Annotated in this window: 22 protein-coding genes and 1 other RNA gene; 16 read left to right on the top strand and 7 right to left on the bottom strand. The window is 29.1% G+C overall.

All coding sequences use genetic code 11. The annotated features are described in order from the left end of the window. The first annotated feature begins 3 nt into the window (after positions 1–3). The 11 genes from BVAVS116_RS03585 to BVAVS116_RS03630 all read left to right on the top strand — a co-directional run bounded on the left by BVAVS116_RS03585 (position 4) and on the right by BVAVS116_RS03630 (position 11621). Positions 4–762, top strand: coding sequence for a zinc ribbon domain-containing protein (locus BVAVS116_RS03585; protein WP_006068264.1), 759 nt, complete (start codon positions 4–6; stop codon positions 760–762). 26 nt (positions 763–788) lie between these two features. Then, positions 789–1142, top strand: an RNA gene (rnpB, locus tag BVAVS116_RS06155) — RNase P RNA component class A. A 23-nt stretch (positions 1143–1165) separates the two neighbouring features. After that, complete coding sequence (locus BVAVS116_RS03590) at positions 1166–2134, top strand: tetratricopeptide repeat protein (protein ID WP_006068988.1); 969 nt, start codon at positions 1166–1168, stop codon at positions 2132–2134. 10 nt (positions 2135–2144) lie between these two features. After that, a complete protein-coding gene (locus BVAVS116_RS03595) occupies positions 2145–3194 on the top strand; it encodes a rod shape-determining protein (RefSeq protein WP_006068722.1) in 1050 nt (349 codons plus the stop codon). A gap of 3 nt (positions 3195–3197) precedes the next feature. Further along, positions 3198–4043, top strand: coding sequence for a rod shape-determining protein MreC (gene mreC, locus BVAVS116_RS03600; protein ID WP_040351347.1), 846 nt, complete (start codon positions 3198–3200; stop codon positions 4041–4043). Then, positions 4043–4525 (top strand): rod shape-determining protein MreD, encoded by a 483-nt coding sequence (gene mreD / locus BVAVS116_RS03605; RefSeq protein WP_006068659.1) that lies wholly within the window; start codon positions 4043–4045, stop codon positions 4523–4525. The genes mreC and mreD overlap by 1 nt, the downstream gene beginning before the upstream one ends. Continuing rightward, on the top strand, positions 4525–6324 hold the full coding sequence (gene mrdA / locus BVAVS116_RS03610; RefSeq protein WP_006069005.1) for a penicillin-binding protein 2: 1800 nt from the start codon (positions 4525–4527) through the stop codon (positions 6322–6324). The genes mreD and mrdA overlap by 1 nt, the downstream gene beginning before the upstream one ends. A gap of 4 nt (positions 6325–6328) precedes the next feature. Beyond that, complete coding sequence (gene rodA / locus BVAVS116_RS03615; protein ID WP_006068861.1) at positions 6329–7645, top strand: rod shape-determining protein RodA; 1317 nt, start codon at positions 6329–6331, stop codon at positions 7643–7645. 164 nt (positions 7646–7809) lie between these two features. Beyond that, positions 7810–9555, top strand: a complete 1746-nt coding sequence (gene thrS / locus BVAVS116_RS03620; protein WP_006068302.1) for a threonine--tRNA ligase — start codon at positions 7810–7812, stop codon at positions 9553–9555. A gap of 4 nt (positions 9556–9559) precedes the next feature. Continuing rightward, positions 9560–10189, top strand: coding sequence for a CDP-diacylglycerol--glycerol-3-phosphate 3-phosphatidyltransferase (pgsA, locus tag BVAVS116_RS03625; protein WP_006068571.1), 630 nt, complete (start codon positions 9560–9562; stop codon positions 10187–10189). Then, on the top strand, positions 10176–11621 hold the full coding sequence (locus BVAVS116_RS03630) for a hypothetical protein (RefSeq protein WP_040351348.1): 1446 nt from the start codon (positions 10176–10178) through the stop codon (positions 11619–11621). The genes pgsA and BVAVS116_RS03630 overlap by 14 nt, the downstream gene beginning before the upstream one ends. Here the strand turns inward: BVAVS116_RS03630 and cyaB are convergent. After that, a complete protein-coding gene (gene cyaB / locus BVAVS116_RS03635; RefSeq protein WP_006068537.1) occupies positions 11595–12128 on the bottom strand; it encodes a class IV adenylate cyclase in 534 nt (177 codons plus the stop codon). The genes BVAVS116_RS03630 and cyaB overlap by 27 nt on opposite strands. A gap of 105 nt (positions 12129–12233) precedes the next feature. Between cyaB and BVAVS116_RS03640 the strand changes: the two genes are divergently transcribed. The 4 genes from BVAVS116_RS03640 to BVAVS116_RS03655 are packed head-to-tail and all read left to right on the top strand — an operon-like array spanning position 12234 to position 16699. Continuing rightward, on the top strand, positions 12234–13556 hold the full coding sequence (locus BVAVS116_RS03640; RefSeq protein WP_006068713.1) for a TrkH family potassium uptake protein: 1323 nt from the start codon (positions 12234–12236) through the stop codon (positions 13554–13556). A gap of 5 nt (positions 13557–13561) precedes the next feature. Further along, positions 13562–14344 carry a potassium channel family protein gene (locus tag BVAVS116_RS03645; protein WP_006068971.1) on the top strand — a complete coding sequence of 261 codons (783 nt, stop codon included), beginning with the start codon at positions 13562–13564 and terminating at the stop codon, positions 14342–14344. 9 nt (positions 14345–14353) lie between these two features. Next, positions 14354–15325, top strand: a complete 972-nt coding sequence (locus BVAVS116_RS03650) for a MinD/ParA family protein (protein ID WP_006068871.1) — start codon at positions 14354–14356, stop codon at positions 15323–15325. Between the two features lie 30 nt (positions 15326–15355). Next, positions 15356–16699: an ATP-dependent 6-phosphofructokinase gene (locus tag BVAVS116_RS03655; RefSeq protein ID WP_006068280.1), complete on the top strand. Its 1344-nt coding sequence runs from the start codon at positions 15356–15358 to the stop codon at positions 16697–16699. Positions 16700–16714: 15 nt separating this feature from the next. Here BVAVS116_RS03655 and BVAVS116_RS03660 read toward each other — a convergent pair whose 3' ends face one another. From BVAVS116_RS03660 to BVAVS116_RS03680, 5 genes are all read right to left on the bottom strand, one after another. After that, positions 16715–18046, bottom strand: coding sequence for a CoA-disulfide reductase (locus BVAVS116_RS03660; RefSeq protein WP_006068566.1), 1332 nt, complete (start codon positions 18044–18046; stop codon positions 16715–16717). A 13-nt stretch (positions 18047–18059) separates the two neighbouring features. Continuing rightward, on the bottom strand, positions 18060–19454 hold the full coding sequence (locus BVAVS116_RS03665) for an L-cystine transporter (protein WP_006068602.1): 1395 nt from the start codon (positions 19452–19454) through the stop codon (positions 18060–18062). Positions 19455–19517: 63 nt separating this feature from the next. After that, positions 19518–21110, bottom strand: a complete 1593-nt coding sequence (locus BVAVS116_RS03670) for a glucose-6-phosphate isomerase (protein ID WP_006068315.1) — start codon at positions 21108–21110, stop codon at positions 19518–19520. Between the two features lie 32 nt (positions 21111–21142). Continuing rightward, on the bottom strand, positions 21143–21535 hold the full coding sequence (locus BVAVS116_RS03675; protein ID WP_006068383.1) for a ParB N-terminal domain-containing protein: 393 nt from the start codon (positions 21533–21535) through the stop codon (positions 21143–21145). A 6-nt stretch (positions 21536–21541) separates the two neighbouring features. Then, on the bottom strand, positions 21542–24292 hold the full coding sequence (locus BVAVS116_RS03680; RefSeq protein ID WP_006068911.1) for a penicillin-binding protein 1A: 2751 nt from the start codon (positions 24290–24292) through the stop codon (positions 21542–21544). Positions 24293–24579: 287 nt separating this feature from the next. Here BVAVS116_RS03680 and plzA point away from each other — a divergent pair, with 287 nt between their 5' ends. Continuing rightward, positions 24580–25365, top strand: coding sequence for a c-di-GMP-binding receptor PlzA (gene plzA / locus BVAVS116_RS03685; protein WP_006068636.1), 786 nt, complete (start codon positions 24580–24582; stop codon positions 25363–25365). Between the two features lie 173 nt (positions 25366–25538). Here the strand turns inward: plzA and BVAVS116_RS03690 are convergent, their stop codons facing one another. Next, positions 25539–26546: an L-threonylcarbamoyladenylate synthase gene (locus tag BVAVS116_RS03690; RefSeq protein ID WP_006068727.1), complete on the bottom strand. Its 1008-nt coding sequence runs from the start codon at positions 26544–26546 to the stop codon at positions 25539–25541. Positions 26547–26612: the final 66 nt, after the last annotated feature.

Below are 26612 nucleotides of genomic sequence, written 5' to 3' on the forward strand. Positions count from 1 at the left end.
TTGATGGAGAATAATATTGATACATTAAAAAAACTTGAAGTTATATATAAGTCTAAGTTTGAGCTTGAAGAAAGACGAAAAAGTATTCCTAAGTATTTGGAGATGAAAAAAATTCAGATTGAAGAATTATCGAAAGTTCTTATTGATTTGCAACAAAAGTTTAAGGAATACCAAAAAGAAGACTCTTCTTTAAAGTTAGATATTCAAGATATTAATTCAAGAAAGAGTAAAGCAGAAGAAAAAATTGATAGCATTAAAACGCAAAGAGAATATGAAGCTCTTGAAAAAGAACTTCAGGTTATTATTGACGATGAAGTTACAATTAGAAAAAAGATGACACATGTTAATGGGCTTAAAACTAAAATAGAAAGAGAAATATTAGATGTCACCGAAAAGCATAGCAAAGAAGAAGAATGTTTTAAGGCTGAAAGCAATAGTTTAGAGTTAGAGCTTATAGAAATTGAAAAGAAACTTCTAGAAATAGAGAGTGAAGAGTTGAATTGTGCTTCTAAAATGAATGAAGATTTTTTATTTAAATTTCAAAGGATAATAAGAAATAAATCAAACGGAGTTGTGCCCTTAATTAACAATGTTTGTAAAGGTTGTCATATGATACTTCCTGTTGAATTTGCAAATAAAGTAAGGCGTGAGCCTAACGATATTAAATTTTGTCCTTATTGCAGTAGAATACTTTATTATCAGGATAAAGTTAGAATAAGTGATGAGATAATTCCTGGTAGTTTAGCAGATCTTATTGAATAAAATTTATTAATTTGATACTTTTTATTTAAGCTGGCAGTCAGCCATCGCTTAGTTTTATGATAATAAAAGCTTAAGAGGAAAGTCCGAGCTCCAATAAGAACATAATGCTAGGTAATGCCTAGGGGTTTTAAACCTAAGAAAGTGTCGCAGAAAATTACCGCCATAAAAGGTAAGGGTGAAAAGGTGAGGTAAGAGCTCACCGCTTATTTAGCAATAAATACAGGCAAGATAAACCTCATTAGGAGCAAGATCAAGTATGTAAGCTTCCTTTGTTCTTGAGGATATACTTACGGGTAGATCGCATGATTTTTTTAGCGATAAAAAAACAAGAGAGATGATGGCATAATACAGAACTCGGCTTATGGGTGTCAGCTTAATTTCATAAGTCTAAAAGAGAGTTTTAATGGAAATAAGATATTTAAAATATATTTTTTATTCGTTTACGATTTTCATTTTTATTTTTTTAATTTACTATATTTTATCATATTTCAAGTCTTTTTCTAGTTCTTATTTAAAAGCAGGCCCAACAGAGGTTGATTTGCTTTTGCTATGGGATAAAAAAGAATATAAAGAGATTATAGATTATGCCGAGAACGATATTAAAAATCATAGATTTGATTTTAATTTAAATTTGCTTTTGGGATTTTCATACTTTTATTATTCTTTAATAGTAAATGAAGAATATTTGAAAGGAGAATTTTTAGATAAATCCATAGAAAGATTAAGATTTTTAATTTCTATAAATGATGGAGTCTCTATAGGTCCCTTGTATTATATATTGGGAAAGGCATATTCTCATAAAGGAGAGTTTTATAGTGAACTTGCTGTAAAATTTTTGAAGAAGGCTTTAAGTGTTGATAATTTTGATTTCATGAACATTAAAGAAGATATTTTTGAATATTTGGGATATTCATATCAGCTTTTAAGAGATTACAAGTCTAGTTTAAAGTTTTTTGAAAAAGCCTACAATGAAAATAAATCTGATTTAGTGCTTTGGAGCTTGGCTTATGTTAATTATAAGTTGAATGATATAAACAAAAGTGTCGAGTATATAAAAAAAATAATAGAAGAAGAGAAAGGAAAATTGTCAAAGGGTGAGAGAACAGATGAAAATTTAATTCAAAAGGTATATTTGCTTTATGGAGATATCTTATTAGATAAGGGTGACTATGAGAGTGCTTTTAATTACTATAATAAAGTTCTAGAAATTAATAGTTCAAATTCTAGCGTTTATGTTAAAATAGGAGATATATATAGGAAGAAAGATAAAGATTATCCTAAGGCTAGAAAATACTGGAGAGAAGCTCTCAATCTTAATCCTTATTTAGAAGCAGCAAGAGAGAGACTTGGAATTACTTTGGAAGATTTTTAGGGAGGTTGATTTGAATTTGTTTAAGTCTTTTTTGATAGATATTGGTATTGATCTTGGAACATGTAATACGTTGGTTTATATTAAAGATTATGGTGTGGTTATGAGTGAGCCTTCTGTTGTTGCAATAGATATTACTAAAGGTAATAAAGTTGTTGCGGTTGGCCGAAATGCTAAAAAAATGCTTTGGAAAACTCCAGAAAATATTAAGGCTGTGCGTCCACTTAGAGACGGAGTTATTGCTGATATTGAAAATACAGAGAAGATGATTAAATATTTTATTAATCAAATTTTTTCTCGTAAAAAATTGTTTTTTAAGCCAAGAATGGTAATAGGTGTTCCAACTTGTATTACAGAGGTTGAACGAAGAGCTGTAAAAGAGAGTGCAATGAATGCCGGTGCAAGAGAAGTTAAAGTAATAGAAGAATCTCTTGCAGCTGCTATTGGGTCTGATATTCCTATTTTTGAACCTACAGGTCACATGGTATGTGATATTGGGGGTGGAACTACAGAAATATCGGTTATTTCTCTTGGTGGCATGGTTGTAAGTAGGGCGATTAGAACCGGTGGTGACGAATTTGATGAGAGCATAATAAAGTACATGAGAAATTCTCATAATATTATAATTGGCCAACAGACAGCAGAAAAATTGAAAATTATGATAGGAAATGTATATCCTGATGTTCAAAATTTGAGGGTAGAAAAAATAGATATTAAGGGTACAGATGCTGTAACTGGCCTTCCTAGAAAGCAACTTGTTGATTCTATGGAAGTAAGAGAGTCTTTACAAGAACCCATTAATATTGTTGTGGATGAAGTTAAACGTACTCTTGGTGCAACACCTCCAGAGCTTGCTACAGACATTGTTGAGCGTGGCATTATTTTGACAGGAGGAGGAGCTCTTCTTAAGGGTTTAAATAGGCTTCTTTCAAAAGAGACTGGAGTTCCTGTTTATGTTGCAGACAATCCCCTTCTCTCTGTAGCTGTTGGTGCCGGATTATTTTATGATTATGCCAATAGAATAGATATTAGTAAGAATATTTATAGTTTTATTAATGAATAAGTTATGAATTTTCTTGTCAAATTCAAGAATTTTATCAAAGTGCTTTTAGTGTTGATAGTTTCTCTTGTTTTTATGATTTATGATTCAAGCAGTATTCAAAGAAAAAAATCTGATAATTTTTTGTTTTTTACTCTTAATTCTTATATTCAAAGTAGAATGCATGAAGTTTTTAGTTTTATTTCTAATGTTTTTAAAACTGTGAATGAATACAAGAATTATAAGGACAAGATAGAGTTTTATAAAAAAAGGATACAACAACTTGAAATAGTAACTCAGAATATACAGTCATTAAGGCAAGAGAATGTTCGTCTCAAAGAGCAATTAAATTTTTATTTGTCAAGTTCTAGTGATTTTATTTCAGCAGAGATTATATATCTAAATTATTCAAATATATCGACGTTAATGGCTATTAACAAAGGATTCAATGATGGGATAGAAAAGGATATGATAGCAGTTGCGTATCAAGATGGATTTAGTGGTCTTGTAGGCAAAGTTGTAAAGGTTTATTCCAATACTGCTAAAATTTTGCCTTTGACCAATTATGAAAATTTTGTTTCTGCAAGAATTCAAAGTAGTAGGTTTATAGGCCTTATAGAAGGTAATGGTTATGGTAAAAAACTTGAAATGAATTATGTTAATAGACTTGCTGAAAAAGATTTGAAGATAGGTGATTCCATTGTTACTGCTGGGTTTAGTGAATATCCGGTTGGAATTTATATTGGAAAGATTACGAATTTTCATATTCTTGATTACAATTCTCTTTTAAAGATAGAAGTAGAGCCAGCAATAGTTTTAGATAAGCTTGAGTATGTTTTTCTTGTTAAAAACAACAAAGAGATTGGTAAATAATGGCAGCATTTTTAATATATTTTATTTCTAGCGCATTTTTAGGTAAAATTTTTCAACACTATTTTGCAACTTATTTTTATTTTTCAATAGATATTTTTTTAATTTTTCTAGTTTTTAATTCTTTGAATTTTATTTTTAATGTGGGGTTATTATCTGGTATTTTATATGGTCTTCTTATGGATTATTTTACAGGATTGCCACTTGGATTTTTTGTTTTTGGGTATACATTAATATTTTATTTTAACAATAAAATAAAGTTATTAATGCCTAAAAATATGCTTAGCATGACAATATTTTTTATCCTTTCAAAAGTTATATTATGGGTTTTGGCTATTGTATTTTATGATTTTGTAGATTTAAAATCTTTTAATTATTCAATTTTTAACCTTGACCTTATTGTAAATATAATGTTTATTAACTTTTTATATCCAATTCAGAATTATTTTACTAGAAATTTTTATTCTTTTAAAGAGGATTATTAGTGGGTGTTATAACAAATTTTAGATACAAATTTGGCATATTTTTTTTAACAGTAATTATGCTGTTTTATCTAGCGATTTTATTTAAAATGCAAATTGGTAAGCATTTATTTTACGATAGGGAAGCCAATGTTTTTTTATCAAGATTGGAAAAAATTAATGCCTCAAGGGGTGAGATCTTAGATTCTAATTCTAATGTTTTGGCAAATAATTTAACTATGTTTGTTTTAAAGATAAGCTTGCAACAGTATTATAATATGCCTGTTGCTACTAGAATTGAGATGATAGACTTTTTGGCAAGCACCTTAGATATTGATAAATCGATTATTTTGTCTAAACTTCAAGAACCCGGTGGATATCTCAAAGATGTTGAAATAATGGAACTTACTCCAAAAATGTTGTTTAGAATTTCTGAAAAAAAGTTTTATTATCCTGCTCTTTTATGGACTTATTCTTTTAAGCGTAACTATTTAGTTGACGATTCATATTCGCATTCAATCGGTTATGTTGGGCAAATAAATCAAAGAGAACTTAGAACATTTTATAATGTTAGTGGTTATGACAATACTTCTACGATTGGAAAACTGGGTATTGAACAAGTTTATGATAATTATATTAGAGGGCAAGAGGGATTAATTAAATATAAAGTGGATTCTAAAGAGAGAAGAATAGACGACGGTTCTATTATAAGGAATATGGTACCAGGCAATGATGTTGTACTTAATATTAATAAAGATATTCAAGATCTTGCTAAGAATGCTTTGGGTAAGAGGCACGGTTCTATTGTTGTATTAAAACCATCAACAGGTGCTGTTCTTTCTCTTCACAATTATCCTTACTATTCTATGAGAGATGTTTACAATAAACATAATAAGGAAGATTATTCTTTTTTAAATAAAGCGATTCAATCTGTTTATCCACCGGCGTCTATTTTTAAATTAGTTGTTGCTGCGGCTATTCTTGAGGAAAGAGTTATAGATAAAGATCGTAAAATTTATTGTCCTGGATATTTTAAAGTTGGAAATAGAATTTTTCATTGTTGGAAGCCCGGTGGTCATGGGTATGTTAATTTAGAAGAGGCTATTGCACATTCTTCTAATGTTTATTTTTATACACTTGGACTTAAGTATCTTGGGGTCGATAGAATTAGAAAATATGCAAAAGAATTCGGGTTTGGAGAAAAAACTGAAATTGATTTGCCAAATGAAGTATCTGGTCTTCTTCCTAGTCCTGAATGGAAAGAAAAAACTTTTAATCAGCCTTGGGTAGGAGGAGATACTGTAAATTTTTCAATAGGTCAAGGATTTTTAAATGCTACTCCTATGCAAATTGTTAATATGGTTGCTATGATTGCAAATGAAGGTGTTGTGTATAAGCCTAGAATTGTAAATAAAATTTTAAAGGGCGGTACGAATGAAGTTCTTCTTGAGAATAAGCCAGAAATATTAAGAAAGACAAATCTTATTAGTAAGAACACATTTAAGCTTTTAAAAAAATATATGAGAAGTGTTGTAACTTATGGTACAGCAAAATATGCAGTTCTTACGAAAGCTGTTAAGGTTGGAGGCAAAACAGGTACTGGTCAAACTGGTATAGATGGTTTTGAAAACAGTTCTTTTATTGGACTTGCTCCTTATAATGGCTCAGCTGATAATCAAATTATTGTTTTTAGTTTGGTTGAGGCAAAAAGCAATGTAGATTGGTGGCCTGCAAAATCTACAGATTTAATAATGCAAGGTATTTTTGCAAATCAAAGTTATGAAGATATTCTTAAAGGTTATAGGCCTTGGTATATTAGGTAGATTAATGGTTTTTAGGAAAAATTATGATTATTTAGTTTTGATAAGCTTATTTATAGTTTCTTTTGTTGGTGTATTGTTGATTTATTCTAGCGATTATAATATTAATGGTTCTTTAACCAAGAATGAATATATAAAACAAGCCTTTTGGGTAATTATTGGATTTTTTCTAATTTTTATATTGGGTAAGTATGATTTAAAATTTGTTTATAGCATGATATATCCTTTATATTATTTGTTAATATTGGCTTTAATTTTTACTGCATTTTTTGGAATGACCGTAAACGGGGCAAGGTCTTGGATTGGTATATGGAAACTTGGAGGACAGCCTTCTGAATTTGGTAAAGTTATTATTATTTTAACCCTTTCAAAATTTTATGCTGAAAAAAAAGGTTATAATGAATTTTTTATCTTTATTGCTGCTTTTTTGTTAATTTTTCCATCGGTAATTCTTATATTGTTGCAACCTGATTTTGGTACAGCAATAGTATATTTAACCATTTTTATATTTATTTCTTTTTTTGCAGGAATAGATTTACATTATGTTTTAGCATTTGCATTAACAGGGTTTTTATCTTTTGTTTTTACAATTTTACCGGTTTGGTATGAATATAAGATGAACATGGGGAATGTATTTTATCTTATTTTTTCAAATCCTTTCTATTTTAGAGTAGTAATGGGGGTGTTGCTTTTAATACTTTTGATTTCTGTTTTAGGATTTTTTATTGCTAAATATGGTTTGAGTATTAAAATAATTTATTTTTATGTATTTTTTGTAAGTTCTATTTTATTGGTTTCAATAGTATTTTCAAAAGTCCTTTCAAAGTTAATGAAGACTTATCAGATTAAACGGTTTTTAGTATTCTTAGATCCGGCTATTGATGCTAAGGGTGCTGGTTGGAATTTAAATCAGGTTAAGATAGCAATTGGTTCTGGCGGTCTTTTAGGCAAAGGATTTTTAAAGGGACCTTATACCCACGCTAATTATGTGCCGTCTCAGAGCACAGATTTTATTTTTTCTATTCTTGCTGAAGAGTTTGGATTTTTAGGTGTTAGTACGATTTTAATATTGTTTTTTTTTCTTTTTTTTAAATTTTTGATAATAATGAATAAAAGTCAGGATAGATATATGGCTTTAGTAATATCTGGAATTTTGGGACTTTTGTTTTTTCATACCTCTTTTAATGTTGGAATGTCTTTAGGGGTTCTTCCTATTACTGGGATTCCTTTCCCTTTTCTCTCTTATGGGGGTTCTTCTACTATTACATTTTTTTTAGCAATGTCTTTTTATTTTAATATCGAATCAATAGTTGCTATGGATTGAGAATTTATTTTTATTTTTTTGTTTTATTATCTCTATTTTTTTAGAAAATTTTTTTGTATATTTTAATTTAGTAATTATAAATATTTGAGGTACGCATTTTGCGTAAAAGCAATGAATGTAAATTTTAATTTTTTAATAAAAATCAAAAGATTAAGGGTATTGTTGTGAGTAAAGATTTAAATAAAGAAGATATTCTTTACAAAAAAAGACATTCAATAGCTCATGTTATGGCAGAAGCTGTGCTTGATTTATTTCCAAATACCAAGATTGCAATAGGGCCCCCTATTAAAGATGGTTTTTATTATGATTTTGAATTTAAGAAGCAAATTACAGAAGATTCTCTTTTGGATATAGAAAATAGAATGAGAGAGATTTTAAAGACGGGAAGTTCTTTCGAAAAAGAGATAATAAGCGTAGAACAGGCTTTTGAGATTTTTAAAGATGAGCCTTATAAGATTGATTTGATTAAAAATTTTGATTTACAAAATGAAATTTCTATTTATAAGAGTCATAATTTTGTTGATCTTTGCAGGGGTCCTCATGTTGACAATATGAATAAAATTGATCCAAAGGCATTTAAGCTTACTGGTATTGCTGGGGCTTATTGGCGAGGTAATGAAAAAAATACAATGCTTACCAGAATTTATGGAACTTTGTGGAATAATGAAAAAGAGTTAAGATCTTATCTTAATTTGAGAGAGGAAATAAAAAAAAGAGACCATAGAAAGCTTGGAAAAGAACTTGATTTATTTTCTATTCATGAAGAGGTTGGACCGGGACTTGTTTTTTTTCATCCCAATGGAGCCAAAATAAGATCTTTAATAGAGGATTTTTGGAGAGAGGAGCACTCTAAAAATGGGTATGATATTCTTTTTACTCCTCATGTTGGCAAATCTTGGCTTTGGCAAACTTCTGGCCATTTAGATTTTTATAAAGATAGCATGTTTGAAAAAATAGAAATGGATAAAAGTGATTATTATCTTAAACCCATGAATTGTCCTTTTCATATTGCAATTTACAATACGGGTAAGCATTCTTATAGAGATTTACCATTTAGATGGGCCGAACTTGGTACTGTGTATCGTTATGAAAAGATAGGGGCTTTGCATGGCATGATGAGAGCCAGAGGTTTCACTCAGGATGATGCTCATATTATATGTACTCATTCTCAAGTTGTAGATGAGATTAAAGAAGTTCTTAGGTTTGCTATTTATATGTGGAATAAATTTGGCTTTAACAGTTTAAAGGCATATCTTTCTACAAAGCCTGACAAGTCTGTTGGGAATGATGCTGATTGGGAAATGTCTTTAAAAGTTCTTGAAGAGACTTTAAGCGATTTTGAAGTTCCTTATGAAATTGATAAAGGGGGAGGTGCTTTTTATGGACCTAAAATTGATCTTAAGATAGTTGATTCGCTTGAGAGAGAGTGGCAGATGAGTACAATTCAATTTGATTTTAATCTACCAGAGAGATTTAACATGACTTATACTGCTGATGATGGTAAAGAAAAAAGACCATTTATGATTCATCGAGCTTTGTTGGGATCTATTGAAAGATTTTTTGGAATTCTTGTAGAGCACTATGGTGGAGCGTTTCCTTTATGGTTGTCTCCTGTACAAGCAGTAATCATTCCCGTTAACAATACTGTAGAAGATTATGCTATTAAAGTTTTAAATAAATTTAAAAATGAGGGGATTAGAATAAAACTTGATAATAGTTCCTCAAGAATGAATGCTAAAATTAGGGAATATCAAGCTAAAAAAATACCTTATATGTTTATAATTGGCGAGAGAGAAGTAGCAGAAGAAAGAATATCTATTAGAACAAGAACAAATGAGCAAATAAATGGAATTGAACTTAATGAGGCTCTTAAATTTATTTTATTAAAAATAAGAAATAAGGAGATTTGATAAATTGAATAATTTAATCAAGGTTATTACTCCTAATAAAATAACATTAGCTAGGATTGTACTTTCCTTTATTATATTAATTTTGTTTTTTTTGGAAAATCTATTTTTTCCATATTTGTTTTTTGGAATGATTTGGTTTTTAATCATTTTTAATGAATTTACCGACTTTATTGATGGGTATATTGCAAGAAAATATGGTTTTGTTAGTAATGTGGGTAAAATTTTAGATCCGTATGCAGATGTTTTGCAACATTTAACTTATTTTGTTTTTTTCTTTTACAAAGGCATAACCCCTTATTATTTTTTTGTAATATTTATTTATCGTGAAATTTCTATTGGTTTTGTTAGGAATTTAATTATTCAGTTTAATATAGTTCAACAAGCCAATTTTTTGGGAAAATTAAAGTCATTTCTTTATGCTGTTTGCACTTTTGCAAGTCTTTTGCTTTATACTTTAAATCAACTCAACTTTACAAAACCGATTCAAAATTTTATTAGCTACATTTTAAATTTTGAATTCAAATTCTTATTTGTTGTTCAAGCAACGTATGTTTGTGCTGCTCTTTTTGCAATTTTATCATTTTTAGATTATGTGTTTGTATTCTTGAATATAAAAAAATATGAAAATAAATAAGACATTAATTTTGATATTTTTATTTACAAAACTTTCTTCCATTCAAGCTCAAGTCAATCAAATATTAACGGAAATTAGTCCGTTGAGTATTTTAAATAAAAATGGAAAGGGTAGTGTTTATTTAAAAGTCAGCAAATCTTCTGATTATATTTTAACTTTAGATAAGAGTTCAAATTCCGATTTTGTTTTTAAAATTTATGATATTTCTAATAAAAAGTACATAACTGATAAAATAAGAAAAAGAGATTTTAAAATAAGGTTAGATAAAAATTGTCTTTATGCAATAATATACGTTGGTACTAAAAATGAAAACATAAAGTTTTCGCTTACAGATTTAGATTTTTCAATTTTGAATAGCAATTCTCTGAAAGCTAAAACATCTAAGATTGAAAAAGAAGATTTATTTTTTACTTTAAAAGATTTACCTGTTTTAAATTTAACTGGCAAGCTTAAAAAGTATGTATTAAGGATTTATAAAAGCAATATTTATATTGCGTATCAGTTAGAAAATAGCGAAGACATTAAAGTTGCTGAGTTTATTGAGGATGTTGGTTGGTTTAATCTTGATTCATCTGTTAATGGAAATATTATTAATATAGTTAATTTTGATTTTTCAATTAATTCAAAAGGAAATTTATATATTGCTTTTGTTACGAAATCAGGGTCTGATTTTACTAGCGAGCTTGTAGTTAAAAAATTTAATAGTAGAAAATGGATTGATATTAGTCCTAGGTACATAGAAAATTTTGGATCTTTATTAAATATTAGTATTGATTTAAAGGATAGGTTGTATTTGACATATTTAAGGGAAATTGGGGGTGAGTATAAAATAAATTTAATCTCAAATATGGGCTACGGAAGTATTTGGACTAATGTAATACATTCTTATTTAAGCAAAGGTGATTCTAATGTTAATTCATCAAACATTGGACTAATATCGGAACCTTTTTTGGGTATTTTTTATAATTATAAGTCAAATAATGAGATTAAATCTGAATTTATTGTAAACAATGAAAATTCTTGGGTAAATGCAAATATTCCTTCTGTTTATATGGCTAATTTTATTAAGGGTTTTTTTGATTCTAATTTTAATCAAATAATTATGAGTTTGGTTTCTGAAAATAGACCCATTGTAGGTATTTGTCCGTTGAAAAGCAATAAATGGATCAATATAAGTCCTAATGTTGAAATGGAAGGTTCAATTGTTGATATTGGGCTTTATAAAAATAATTTGTTTTTAGCTTTTGAAGACAATAGTAATGTGAGATTAATTTATTTTAAGAATAAAAATTGGTATTTTTTAAATAAATTGGAGCATTTTAAGAGCAATGTTGTTAGTCCCCAGATTGGAATTTATGGCAATCAAGGGCTTGTAGTTTCTACTTTAAGTTCTAATTCCAATAAATTATTTTTTACTTTGGTTTGTCAATGAAAGTAATTCAAAGTAGGATCTAGTTTCAAGGTTTTCTTTTAATCCAAATTGATTGATTATGCTGTCAATTTCTTTTTTTGCTAAATCTATGTCGTTTTGATCGTTAATTATTTTTTCTATTTCTAGAAAAAATCCGAGATTTTTTATTTCGTTTATTTCTACATTTAAATTATTAGTTTGATAAATTAAACTTTTTTTTATCTTTTTGTATAGCTTTTTAAATTTAAGCTCTTTCATAAGGATTAAAAAATTATTAATACTGTCTATTTTAAATTCTACCTCTTTATTAATTTCTATAGTATTGTTGTTGTCTAGTATTTTTTTTTTAAATGTGACAATTTTTTCTAAAGTATTTAATTTTCTTATTCTTATAATTTTTTTTGGGTTCGAGTAATAAATGTCAGTTTTTATTTCTTCTTTAATAAACTTGAATTTTTTATTTGCTAACTTAATAATTCTTTTTAACTCTTTTGGGGGAATAAATGCTTTTGATTCTACTTCAAACATATATTAAAAATAATGTAATTATGATAATATTTCAATGTTAAAATATTATGCTAATTATGCTGTATAAAATGAATTTTTAATAATTTAAACAACTTTTTGTATGATATGTTGAAATTTGAATTTAGCGACAGGTTTTTGCTTTTTAGTTATTTTGTTTTAATTATGTTTATAGGCTCTCTTTTGTTAATGTTGCCTATTTCTTGGCAGGGTGATGGTAAATTAGCATACATTGATGCTCTTTTTACTGCTGTTTCTGCTGTAAGCATTACAGGTCTTGTAACGGTTGAAATAGAAAATTTTTCTACTTTTGGGTTTATTTTAATAATGCTGCTAATTCAGCTTGGAGGCCTTGGATTTATAAGCATTACTACTTTTTATTTACTTATACCTAAAAAGAAAATGAATTTAACAGATGCAAGAATAATAAAGCAATACTCTCTTTCAAATATAGAATATAATCCTATTAGAATTTTAAAAAGCATATTATTTATAACTTTTTCAATTGAAATGATAGGTTTAATATTAATACTTATTTGTTTTAAACTTAGGGGGGTTAATATTTCATTCTTAGAGGCTTTATTTACCACAATTTCTGCTTTTTGTAATGCGGGTTTTTCTATGCATTCTGAGAGTATTTATGCATGGCGAGATGTTCCTGAAGCTATAGTTGTGGTTTCTATTTTAATAATTTGTGGTGGGCTTGGGTTTATGGTCTATAGAGATGTAAAGAATACTATTAAGAACAGAAAAAAACTATCACTTCATGCTAAAATAGTTTTTTCGTTAAGTTTTATTTTAATTATAATTGGTTCGATTTTATTCTTTTTTACAGAGATGCATAAATTAAAAGATGGTTATTCAATAGGTACTCTAATATGTAATTCAATTTTTTATTCAATTAGTACTAGAACAGCTGGTTTTAATTATCTTGATAATTCTTTGATAAGTGGAAGAACTCAAATAGTTTCTCTGCCATTTATGTTTATTGGCGGGGCACCCGGATCAACTGCAGGGGGAATTAAGATTACAACATTTTTTTTAATTGTATTAGCTGTTGTTAAAAATCAAAATGGCAATGGATATATTATAGGATCTTATAAGGTTTCAATAGATAGTATAAGATTTGCACTTTTATTTTTTGCAAGAGCTATTTTTATCGTAAGTTTTTCTTTTTTCATGCTTCTTTTTTTTGAAGGAGGATCTGGCAATTGGAAAGTTATTGATTTGGGTTATGAAGTATTTTCTGCTTTTGGAACAGTTGGTCTTTCAGTTGGAGTAACTCAGGATTTGTCATTTTGGGGTAAAGCCACTATAATTTTTACTATGTTTGCAGGACGAATAGGTCTTTTTTCAATGGCTGTTTTTGTTTCAAGAAAGGTGCGTTTTGAGGAATTTACAAGGCCAAGGCAAGATATTTTAGTTGGGTGAAGTGTATGAAAACATTTGTTATTATTGGACTTAGTAATTTAGGAATTCACTTGCTTGAAGATTTAAGCAGACTTGATTGTCAAATTATTATTATAGATACATCTAAAGAACTTATTGAAGAATATGATGTGATATCTACAGAAAGCTTTGTTGTTGAACAATTTACTAAAAATGCTTTGAAAAGAATAATTCCTGTAGATACAGACGCTGTTGTGATTGACTTTGATGATGATCTTGGCAAAAGTGCTCTTGTAACTCACTATTGTAACCTTTTAGGTTTGAAGGAAATATGTGTTAAGACAGAAAATAGAGATGATGCTGAAATATTAAAAACTCTTGGTGCAACAAAAATTATATTTCCAAGTAAAGATGCTGCAAGAAGATTAACCCCATTATTAGTATCTCCTAATCTTTCAACTTATAATATTATTGGATATGATATTATTGTAGCTGAGACTGTTATTCCCAAGGAATATGTTGGAAAAACTCTTTATGAAGCTGATCTTAGAAGAGAATGTGGTATTACAGTTATTGCTGTTAGGAATTTAAGTAATTCTAGATATGAATTTGTTGATGGTGATTATTTTTTTTTAAAAGATGATAAAATCGTAATTTGTGGAAAACCAGATAGTATTGAAAATTTTACAAACAATAAAGATTTAATTAAAGATTTAATTTCGGTTTCTAAAGAGGATGAAAATTTAAATAAAGATGCTGAAAAGAAATCGAGATTTGTAGGGATTTTTAATTTTATGAAAATTTTTCAAAAAGATCGTAAGGATAATTAGGGTTCAAGAATGACTAAAATTATTCCCGTGGCAAGTGGTAAAGGTGGTGTTGGAAAAACATCTTTTGTTGCAAATGTTGGCTATAAGCTTTCTAGTTTGGGTAAAACTGTAATACTTGTTGACCTTGATCTTGGAGGCTCTAATCTGCATACGTGTTTGGGTGTTAAAAATAAAGGCGTGGGCATTGGTTCTTTTATTAATAAAAAGGATAAAAGTTTTTCAGATTTAGTATGCAAAACATCTTATGATAAGCTTTATCTTATTCCAGGTGATGCTCTTTATACGGGAACAGCCAATCTTTCTTTTTCTGTTAAGAAAAAGATTATAGAATCCATTCAAAAAGATCTTATTGCTGATTTTATTTTTTTAGATTTAGGATCTGGAACTTCTTATAATACAATAGATTTTTATTTGGCATCTTATAGTGGTATAATTGTTACAGTGCCAGAAACCCCCTCCATACTTAATGCTTATTCTTTTTTAAAGAATGCTCTTTATCGTCTTTTATATTTGGGATTTCCGCAAAAAAGCCCTGAGCGCGATTATATTGGTAATTTTTTCAAAGATAAGATTGAAGGTACAAAGCTTGGATTTAAAGATTTGGTTGTTGGGATTGAACTTATTTCTTTGAGCTCTTCTTTGAAAGTTAAGAAGATGATGAATAATTTTTATCCTAGAGTGGTGTTAAATAGAATAGAAACCAGTGAAGAGATTGCTATGTGTGAAAATTTGATTAATGTTGTTAAGAATAATATTAATATACCAATAGAGTTTATAGGCTTTGTGCCTTTTGCAAAAAGTTTTAGAGAAGCTATTAATAATAGAGTGCCATTTATTGATTTTGAGAAGAATTCAAAGTTGAATAAATATTTTGAATTTATAGCTGGTAATTTAATTAAATCTCCTATTGAGGGGTCCCCTTATATTTACGATGACATATACGATATGATTAAAGATCAAAGTCAATTTATTAGAAAGTAATTAGGCTATAATTCTATAAAGGAGTAGTGGGTGTATAGAATTAAGAATGAAAATTTAGATTTTAAAATAGATAGTTTGGGAGAATGCAAGCAAAACAATCCTTTGATTGATTTTTATGCTAGCGAGGGTTTTTCACATTTTGTTAATGAAAAAAATAAAATTAAGTTTAGTGTATATAGAAATGAGGATACTGGGGATAAGTATGAAGATGTTCTTTTAGAAAAAGCTGGACCCAGGGAAAAAATTTATTTTGTGCCCAGGCATGTTAAAGCTGCTATTACTACTTGTGGTGGACTTTGTCCTGGTTTTAACGATGTTATTCGTTCTATTGTTCGAACTTTATGGAAAATTTATGGGGTTCGCAATATTTATGGGGTAAAATTTGGATATCAAGGTCTTCTACCTGAGTCAAATTCACCTTTTATTAATCTTAATCCAGATGTTGTTGATGATATTAATAAATTTGGGGGTACTATTCTTGGATCTTCAAGGGGTGGTATTAAACCTGTAGAAATAGTTGACACTTTGGAGAGAATGAACATTAATATGATTTTTAACATTGGTGGAGATGGTACTCAAAAGGGATCTCTTCTTATTGCTGAGGAGATAGAAAAAAGAAATTTAAAAATAGCAGTTGTGGGTATCCCTAAAACTATAGACAATGATTTTATGTTTGTTCAAAAATCTTTTGGATTTGAGACTGCTGTAGAACAAGCGGTTGCAGCTGTTGCTGGTGCTCATTTTGAAGCTAATAGTGCTTATAATGGCATTGGACTTGTTAAAGTTATGGGGCGTGATTCTGGCTTTATTGCCGCTCATACTGCGCTTTCTTCTAATGATGTTAATTTTTGTTTAATTCCAGAACTTGATTTTGATATAGAAGGTCCTAATGGATTTCTTGTTCATCTTGAAAGACGACTTTTAGAGAAAGAAAGTTTAGAAGAAATTCCTCATGCAGTAATATTGATAGCAGAAGGAGCGGGTCAAAAGTATTTTGATAATTTTCCTCGCAAGAAAGATGATTCTGGAAATTTGCTTTATGAGGATATTGGGCTTTACATTAAAGATAAAATTACAGAATATTTTAAAGCAAAAAATATACAATTTACCCTCAAATACATTGATCCTAGTTATATTATTAGAAGTTCTCCTGCTAATGCTAGTGATTCTCTTTATTGTGCTCGACTTGGGTCGAATGCTGTGCATGCTGCAATGTCTGGCAAGACAAAAATGCTGATTAGTTTGTGGAGTACAAAATTTGTGCATATACCGATTAAGATGGCAGTAATTGACAGAAATAAGGTTAATCCAAATGGTTCTTTTTGGAGAGATGTTCTTTCAAGCACAGGACAACCGATTAGCATGAAGAATTAAATTATTAAGTTCTTTCTATTTCGCAGCATTTCCAGCAATATTTAATATATCCCAGGTTCTTGAGAATGGTGGAGAATATGAGAAATCCATCATTCCCAATTCTTGTGTTGTAAGTTTTGAATAGATTGCAATTGATAAAGCATGCATTCTTACTACGGCTCCATTTTTTCCTATTGCTTGTGCTCCAAGGATTGTTTTGGTGTTCTCTTCATAAATTAGCTTAATATAAAGATCTTCTTGCCCTGGATAATAATTTGTATGATTTTTATCCTTTATAAAAATAGTTTTATATTTTATTTGAAGCTTTTGTGCATCTTTTTCTGTAAGCCCTGTTCTTGCAGCCTCTAAAGAGAGTATTTTAATTGAAGCTGAGCCCAATGTGCCTTTAAATGGAACATGGTTCCCAGCTAAATTTTCACCGACTATTCTTCCAAGTTTGTTGGCTGTTGTTGCCAGGGGTATATATTCATTTTTTTTGCTTACTATATTATAAATAGTTGCACAATCCCCTGCAGAAAAAATATTTTTTATGCTAGTTTCGCCATACTCATTTACAATTATTGCTCCATTTGTAGTAGTTTTAATCTGGTTTTCCAAAAATTCAGTAGCAGGTTTTATTCCAGTAGCAAGTATAACAACATCAGCTTGATAAGTATTTTTGTTTGTTACAATCCCTTCTACTTTTTTTTCTCCTATTAAGCTTTTTACAAACTCACTTGTATGAAGATCAACCCCTTTTTTTATTAGTTCTTCTTCCATTATTTTAACTATTTCTTCGTCAAAAGAATCTATGAGGATATGTTTGTCTAGTTGAATTAGTCTTACATTTTTTCTTTTATTTTTTGCTGCTTCTATCATTTCAATTCCAATATATCCAGCACCAATTATCACTATATTTTTAATCTCTTCTTTTTCCATTAATTTTTTTATTTTTTGACCATCTTCTAAATCTCTTAGAGTATAAAAATTTTTTAGATTGATATTATTGATTGCCGGGATGATAGGTTTTGCACCAGTTGCTACCATGAGCTTGTCGTAAGTGTCGCTAAAAATGTTTTCTGTTTTTTGATTTTTTATTACAATTGTATTACTTTTTGTATCCACTTTGATAACTTCGTGGTTAGTTTTAACAGAGATACCAGTTTTTTCGAATTCTTCTTTTGTCCTTGAGATCATTGTATTTGGATTGTCAAAAAATCCTCCTATAAAGTAAGGCAGACCACAAGTTCCAAGGGATACAATATTTGTTTTTTCATAGATAGTAATATCTAGATTTTTGTTTAAGCGTTTTGCTTTAGCTGCGGCACTAGTTCCTGCTGATGTGCCCCCAATAATTATTATTTTCATGATTTTTTTCCATTTATTTGTTGTTTATGAACTCTTTTTTATTATATATATTATGGTTAAATTGTTTAAGTTGTTTTGCAGATATAACACCAGCAACCATTGAACCGCCCACATTAACAGCTGTTCTTCCCATGTCAATTAAAGGTTCAACAGATATTACAAGTCCGACCAACCCTACTGGAAAGTTCATTGCTGAGAGTACCATTAATGAGGCTGTTATTGCGCCTCCGCCAGCGCCAGCCGCCCCAAATGAAGTTATTATTATTAATCCAAGAAGTGTGAATATAAATGAAGCATCTGTAGGGTTTACTCCTTGAGTTGGTGCTATCATTACTGCAAGCATAGCAGGGTGCAGTGCTGCACAACCATTTTGCCCAATTGATGTTCCAAAGGAGCTTGATAAATTTGCTATCCCTTCGCTTACCCCTAAGTTTTTAGTTTGAATTTCTATATTAATAGGTATGGTTGCAGCACTAGATCTGGATATGAATGCAAATGTTAGTGCTGGGGATATTTTTTTTATAAAAGTAATTGGGTTTAATTTGTTTATTGCAATTAATGCCATATGCATAAGGAATGTAATACCTATGGCAATGTAGGAAGCAACTACAAATTCTCCAAGTTTTATTATGCTTTTGATTTCGCTGGTTGCTGTAATTTTTGTCATTAAGGCTAATATAGCATAAGGTGTTAGTTTTAAAATTAAAGTTACTATTCCTAATATTACGTCTTGAAGCGTTAATATTATTTTTTTAAAAAATTCTATTGATTCTGGTTTTTTGATAGATGCTTTAAGAGCAGCTATTCCTGCAATAGCCGAGAAGATCACAACCCCAATTGTTGAATTTTTTCTAAGTCCTGCCAAATCTTCAAATATATTTTGTGGAATAAGTTCTGCTATTTTTTGTGTGATTGGTGTTTGATTTAATATTTCAAGTCCTTTTTGTAATTTTTCACCTTGTAAAATTTCGCTGGCTTCTGCTTGCAGTCCTTCAGCTGTTAATCCTAATATTAAAGCAGTGGAAATGCCAATTATAGCAGCAATGCCTGCTGTAATTACTAGTGTTAATATTACAAGTAAACTCATTTTTCCAACATCTTGACTGTTGGTTAATTTTATTATTGCAGAGATTATTGATGTTATTATTAAGGGAATTATAACCATTTTAAGAAGCCTTACGTATCCTTCGCCTAAAATGTTTATCCAATTAATAGTTTCGTTTGTTATAGATGAATTTGTGCCATGAAAATATTGAATAGTAGTTCCAAATGCTATTCCTATTCCTAAAGATATAAATACTCTTTTTGTAAAAGAAACATTTTTTCTTTTACAAAGATAAACGATGCTTATTAGAATAAGCATTATTATAATATTGATTAATGTATATAATGTACTTATTTTATCCATTATTACCTCTTGTACAAGCTTAGTGCATTCTTTTTTAAACTTAAGGTTATATATTAAAATTAATTAATCTTGTTTTAATATTTTTTTAGAATAAAATTCTATTACTTCATCTTCAAAATTGTTAAGTTTTAAAATTTGATTTGCAAGAATTTTCCCCAGCTGAACCCCTTCTTGGTCGAATGAGTTTATATTTAATAAAAATCCCTCAAACATTACTTTGTTTTCATAATGGGAGAGTATTGACCCTATTGCATAAGGTGTCAATTCTTTTGAATATATTAGTGCAGAAGGTCTCTCTCCTTTGAAATTTTTATTTTTGTTACTGTTTTCTTTGCCTTTTGAAAATGCTATTATTTGGGCTATTAAATTTGCTTTTAATTTGTCATTGCTTGAGCTATTATCAGATATTACATCTTCTTTAAGTTGTGTTTCATTAAAACCTATGAAATCCATTGGAACTATATCTGTTCCTTGATGAAGCATTTGAAAGAATGAGTGTTGAACATCTGTTCCAATGCCTCCCCAAATTATTCTTACAGTTTTATAGTTTATTGTTTCGTTAAATCTGTTTACACTTTTCCCATTGCTTTCCATTTCAAGTTGTTGCAAGTGAAGGTAAAAATTTTCCATTGCTTTAGAATAAGCAATGATGCAGTTGCTACTGTAGTTGAGAACATTTCTTTCGTATATGCTAATTAGTGCTGCTAATAGGGGCGAATTGTCTTTTACGTTTTTATTTAATGCTTTTTTATCAGCTTTATTGGCTCCTTTTAGAATTTCTTTTACAATTTTTTCTGTGAAGCAAAGAGTGAGTAGTGCAAGCCCAACTGCTGATGTTGGAGAAAATCGTCCACCTATTGAATCATGCATGAAGAAATATTCAAGACATCCTTTTTCCTCTAGTGCTAATAGACTGTCTTTTAACGTTATAATGACCATTTGTTTTTTATATTCTTTTATGCCATTTGATTTTAATTTGTTTATTAAGAATTGCATATTAGCTTTAGTTTCTAATGTATTTCCACTTTTTGATACAATAATAAAAAGCGTTTCATCAAGATTAATACTACTTAACACTTCTTCTGATTCGTCTGGATCAATGTTTGAAATAAAATAACCATTCATTAAGGTTAGATTATGTTTTTTTGCATAATTTTTTATTGAGCTATAAAGAGCTTTTGGTCCTAGACTGGATCCACCAATTCCTATTTGAACCACATTTTTAAACTTTTTGCCATTTGCACTTTTAATATTTCCAGAATGGATTTGTTTTGCAAAATTATATATTTTTTCAAGTTCTGATTGAAAAAATTCCCTCATATTTTCTTTATTGTTTTCTATTACATCCTTGCCAATTTGTCCTCTTGTAAGGTGGTGTAGGACTTTTCTATTTTCACTAATATTGATCTTTTCTCCATTAAGCACTTCTTTATATTTTTCTATTAAATTTGCTTCATCGCTTAAATCTTGAAAAATTTTAAGATGGTTTTCATTAATTTGCTTTGAAGCATAATTATAATGCACACTATCTCCTTCTATTGTAATGTCGTACTCTTTTATTCTTTTCCCGGTTAGTGCAGTTTTAAGTACTTCTGGAGCAATTCCTTCAAGGATTTTAAAATTTTTAAGCTCATTAAGATTTTTGTAATTTATCATAAACACACCCCTTTGCTATGGTTTAAATTTTTCTATTTTTTCTTTTTCCACATGTTTTTAATTTTTAAAATAATAAATTTAAGGAATCTTATTATTATATTGCTTTCAGAATAAATTTTTAAGTAATCTTCACCTGCGTTTGCCTCACTTCTTGTAAATGATTTTCTAACATTATTCTCATCAAGTTCAATCTCAAGCAAGGTTTTTTTGTTTTCAATTGAGATTACCTTTACTTCAGCTTCTTTATAGCCAATTTCTTTTAAGGCTTGATATCTTCTAAACCCTGCTATCAAATTTTTATTTTTATCTATTATTATTGGATAAATTAGCCCATGTTTTAGAATACTATTTTTAAGGGTTTCAAGGTCTCCTACATTTTTTCTAATTCTTTTTTTTATTTTTATTTGATCGATATCTATTAGCATATTGTTTTAATCCAATTGGATGTCTTCTCCGTTGACGTCTTTATTGTTAATTTTTTCATTTTCATTTTCATTGTTGTTTGAATTTAATTCTTTTGTGCTTTGTGTTTCTGTTTTTGTTTCATTAACAATAACTTCGTCTTTAATGCCTTCGGTATTTTTGAGAAGCATTTCTTCGTTGTTGTCAATATTTATTGGATCTTGTTGTGAGTTTTTATTTTCTATTTCATTTATGGGTTCTTGAATGTTCATTTCTATTTGATCTTCATTATTGTTAACGCTCTCAAGATCGTTGTTGTTATTTTTTAGGTTTTCAAGATTATTATCAAGATATTCAAATTCAGGAGTGTCAAAATTTATTTCATTGCTATTATTAATTTCGTCAATTCCATATATGTTGAATTCTATTGTATTTTTAAATTCTAGTTTATTTTCATAGTATTTTGATTTTTCAATTGGCTGGGTTCCGGAAATAAATAGTTCATTTATTATTTTCTCGTCAGCAATTTCTTCTGGTAATAATCCTGTTTCTGCTTGCACGGGGATATTAATTATTCCTGCAGGTTTTACAAAAACTTTTTTAGGTAAGTTTTTGTGATATTCTGCCATGAATTCTCCCCAGCTAGGTCCTGCCAATCCTGTTCCTGTTCCTGATGTTCCTAGTGAATATCCTTTTTTGTCAAATCCAACCCAAAATGCTGTTGTTATGTAAGGAGAGTATCCTATTGCCCATCCGTCTGCCCAATTTTGTGTTGTACCCGATTTTCCAGCAATGTCAGATTTAAAATTTTTGAGATTTGTATATCTTTGATTTGCTAAGGTTCCGTATTGAATTGTTGATTTCATCATATCTGTGATGATATAAGCAGTTTGAGGAGACACTATTTGAGTTTGATGTTCTTTACTTTTTAGTTTAGCCAATATGCTTGCTTCTTTATTTGCTATTATTCTTCCAGCTCTGTCTTCAATGTATCTTATACCATAAGGTTCAATTTTGTTGCCGCTATTCCCTAAAATTGCAAATGCCCTTGCCATTTGGATTGGAGAAACCGATATTACGCCTAGTGCTAGTGGATAAACTTTTGGAAACGTTTTTTCTATTTCTTTTGGATCTGTTATGCCTAGTAGTTTTGAGGAGTAGTCAATTGCAGAGTCAAAACCCAGCTTATCTAATATCCTTAATGCTGGAATATTTAAAGACAAAGCTAATGCTTGGCGTGTTAAAACGTTACCCCTCCATTTGCCACCATAATTTCCTGGAGCATAGACTTCTCCGTTTTTATCTAGAAATGCTACTGGGGAGTCTGAAAACATTGTGGCAGCTGTTATCTTTTTTAGATCAATTGCTGCTGCAAAATATAGTGTTTTGAATGCACTTCCAGGCTGGACTTTTGCTTGTGTGGCGCGATTAAATTCATTATCTTTGGCATGTCCGCTTCCCCCAACCATGGCTCTTATTGCTCCGCTTGTTGTGTCTATTGCTATCATTGCCCCTTCAGGTTGTGCAATGAATTTTGGTGTTAATTTATTTTTGATAATATATTCTTTTGTTGCTTTATCTATTTTATCAATTCCAAGTATAGCTCCAAAGCTTGCAATTAGATCAATATTGTCTTCGTAAAATTTTCTTTTTCTTAGTTTTTTATATTGTCTTCCATTTATTCTTAAATTTTTAATTCCTAATAGATCTGATATTGCATCTACTACAGGGACAATTTCTGAATTAATAATTATTGTTTCAGAGGATCTGTTTAAATTGTGCATTGTTCTTGCTTTATTAATCATGTCGTTTGTAACTTTATCTGCGTGTTTTTGTGCTTCAAGGTCAAGAGTTGAATATATCGAGTACCCATCTTTATATATGTTTGCACCATCTGGCAAATATTTTAATATTTTTTGTCTTATATATTCAGAAAAATAAGGGGCCTGGTCTTTTTTGTTTGAAATTGCAGATGTATCAGCCATTCTAGTCCAATCATAGTTTTGCCAATATTCATTAAATTCTTTTTCGGCAATTTCGGCTTTTACTATTCCATTTGATACAACTTGATTTAAAACCGCGCGTTGTATTTTTTTTGAAAATTCTGGATTGTAAAGAGGTGAATAAAGCTTTGCATTCGGAAGTTGAATTATCATCATCACGGATTCTGCTGTATTGATTTTATTTACACTTTTGCCAAAAAAGAATTTTGATGCTGCAACTATTCCATAGTTTCCGTTTCCAAAATAAACCTTATTAAGGTATTTTTCTAGTATTTCGTATTTTGAGAGTTTTTTTTCAAGTTGGATTGCCCACCATATTTCATGTAGTTTTCTTAAAATAGACCTTCTTGCTTGATTTGTGTAGAGAAGTTTTGCAAGTTGTTGGGTTAATGTGCTGCCGCCTGAAAAATATCTGCCAAGAACAATATTAAATGCGGCTCTAAATATTCCTATTAAGGAAAAACCTCGATGAGAAAAAAAACCAATGTCTTCTCTTATTAAAAGTGTATTAATTAGATTATCAGGCATTTTTCTCAAGGGCATTAATTCTCTATTCTCATCAGATATAAATTGAGTTATTTGTTTTCCATTAACATCTAAAAGTCTTGAAGGAATTGCTGGATTTATATATCCAAAATTTTTATCTTTTTGTATGTTTATAGTCTTAGATATTGCTAATGACAGTGTGATAATAGAAAAGCTAACTGCGAAATATGTTAAATAAATAAGTAGCTTATGCTTATTTATTTTTTTAAAATTAAAGCTATTTAAGTTCATACTTTTTACTAAAGTATACTATAAGTGCATAAGAATTAATAATGTTATAAGTTGATTGTTATAGTGTAAAATTATTGTTATAATTTTACACTATGTAAGCAGCATTTTTAAAGTTTTGTTAATTAAATAGATGCTGTGTGGGGTGGGTGGTGGTATGTCTTTGATTTTAAGAGTAGATTTATTGATTGTTGATTAAGCTTGTTTATGACTTTTTGTTTTAAACAGTTTTAAGCGTTGTTTAGTATTTTTATTTTTTATATCCAAAAAAAAGGAGTAAGGAGAGGTTTATGCTTTTATCGAGAAAAATAAGAGATTATGGGGCGAAGTATAGAGGTAAAGAAATTAAAATGAGTACAGAGATAAATAGTTTTTTAAATCTTCGCAATACTATTGAGATGAGGGTAGGTACTTATTCTGTTCTTGGAGTAATTTATTCTATTTCTATGGATTCTATTAAGCTTATTTTTCAAGAAGATACAGTATTGCCAGCTTTGGCTAAAAATAAAAATTTAGGTTCTATTCAACTTAAGAAAAATTCAGATCCTAAAAATAGTACAGCTTTTTTTCCATTTTTGTCTGTTAAATTGTTAAGTGCTTCTGCCTATTCTTCTCAAGATAAAGAATATAATTTATTAGCATTGGAATTTTTATCTCCTGTGCCAGAAGAGATTGCTATTAAGGTTGGAAAGCTTCTTGATTTAAAACTTGGGCAAAATCAGAGAATTCATGAAAGGATTGTTGTTGATAAAGATTCTATTAGAAAGCTAAAAATTGATTCTGATAAAGCTTTTATTAAGTTTAATGGGTCAAAACATAAATGCTTAATAAAAGATTTATCTTATGGGGGTGCTTTAGTAATTTCTTCTTTTGATTATGGGGATGTCAAGGAAGATGCAATTGATTTGATTTTTAGTTTTGAATTTATGGATAAAGAAATTTTTATTGAGGGTAAATCAAAAAGTTTAAGCGTTATTCAGACGCCCAATGGAAAGTTTTTTGCGCTTGGTATTGCTTTTGATGAGGACAAAATACCACTTGAGTATACTATGCTAATCCATGATTATTTCAATTAATAAAAAGATTAAAATTCTTCTTATGTTAAAATTTGTTCGTAATGCTTAAAAAATTTAAGTTTTTTTATTGTATTTGTTGGCTTTGTTGGGTTTGAAAGGAAATAGGTTATTGTACTATGGCTTTAGACGTTTATTTTTAGACTTAGCATTGTTTTACTAATGAATTTTTATGTTTAATTAATGAATCTATTTGAACTGGCTTTTCTGATTCTATTGTTTATTGAGTAACCAAGTTCTTCATCTTTTACGAATTCACTAAGGATTTTTTTGTAATTGTTTTCAGAATTGACTAGTTCTTTGTAGAGATTTTGTGCATACTCTTCAAGAGTATTAAATATTGTAATGTTTTTTTTATCCCATAAAAAATTAAATAAATAGGATTTTAGAGTAGATTTTGTGATAAGTATTTTTGTATCTTTGTTTAAATATCTTCTTATGTTGTCTTGGCTTTTAAATAAATAGACAGGAATTTTTGGTTTGTAATGTTCTATTATGTTACCAGGCGATTTTTCTAACTCTATTGTTGTTTCTGCGTAACTTACTGTATATTGTCCTTGAAGCTCTTTTTCTATCATTTTTTTTGTTATTGCGCCTGGCCTTAGTATTAGTACGTTATCTTTTAGGTCAAATCCAATCACAGTCGATTCAATTCCAATATTAAAGTCTTTGTTTTCTGTTGTTTTTATTATTCCACCTACAAGTCCATTTAATTCTTTTAAGGCCATTTCAAAGTTTGTTGAGCTTGGTCTTTTTGATATATTTGCAGATGGTGCTACTATGGGAACTTTAGATGCTTTGATTAAGTTTAAAGCTATTTTATTTGCTGGAATTCTTATTGCTACTGTGTTTAAGTTTCCACTTACAAATCTAGATATTTTTATTGATTTTTTAAGAACATAAGTTAAAGGTCCCGGGCTAAACTTTTTGATTAGCATTAAAGCACTTTTGGGAATATATTCTGATAGTTCTTTTATTTTTTTTACCGTGTCAACGTGAACTATTAAAGGATTGTTAATAGGTCTTTTTTTTACTAAAAAAATCATTTTTACCGCATCTTCATTGTAAGCATTTGCACCAATTCCGTAAACTGTTTCTGTTGGAAATACAACAAGTTCCCCCATTTTGATAAGTTTTGCTGCTTTTTGTATTTGGTTACTGCGAATTATTTCTGTTGATATCATTTTTTAGACTTTTTTCTTTTTATAATTAAATCAAAAAAAATGCAAATAAGCAATTTGCAATTTCAA

Source organism: Borreliella valaisiana VS116 (assembly GCF_000170955.2).
Taxonomy (GTDB): Bacteria; Spirochaetota; Spirochaetia; order Borreliales; family Borreliaceae; genus Borreliella; species Borreliella valaisiana.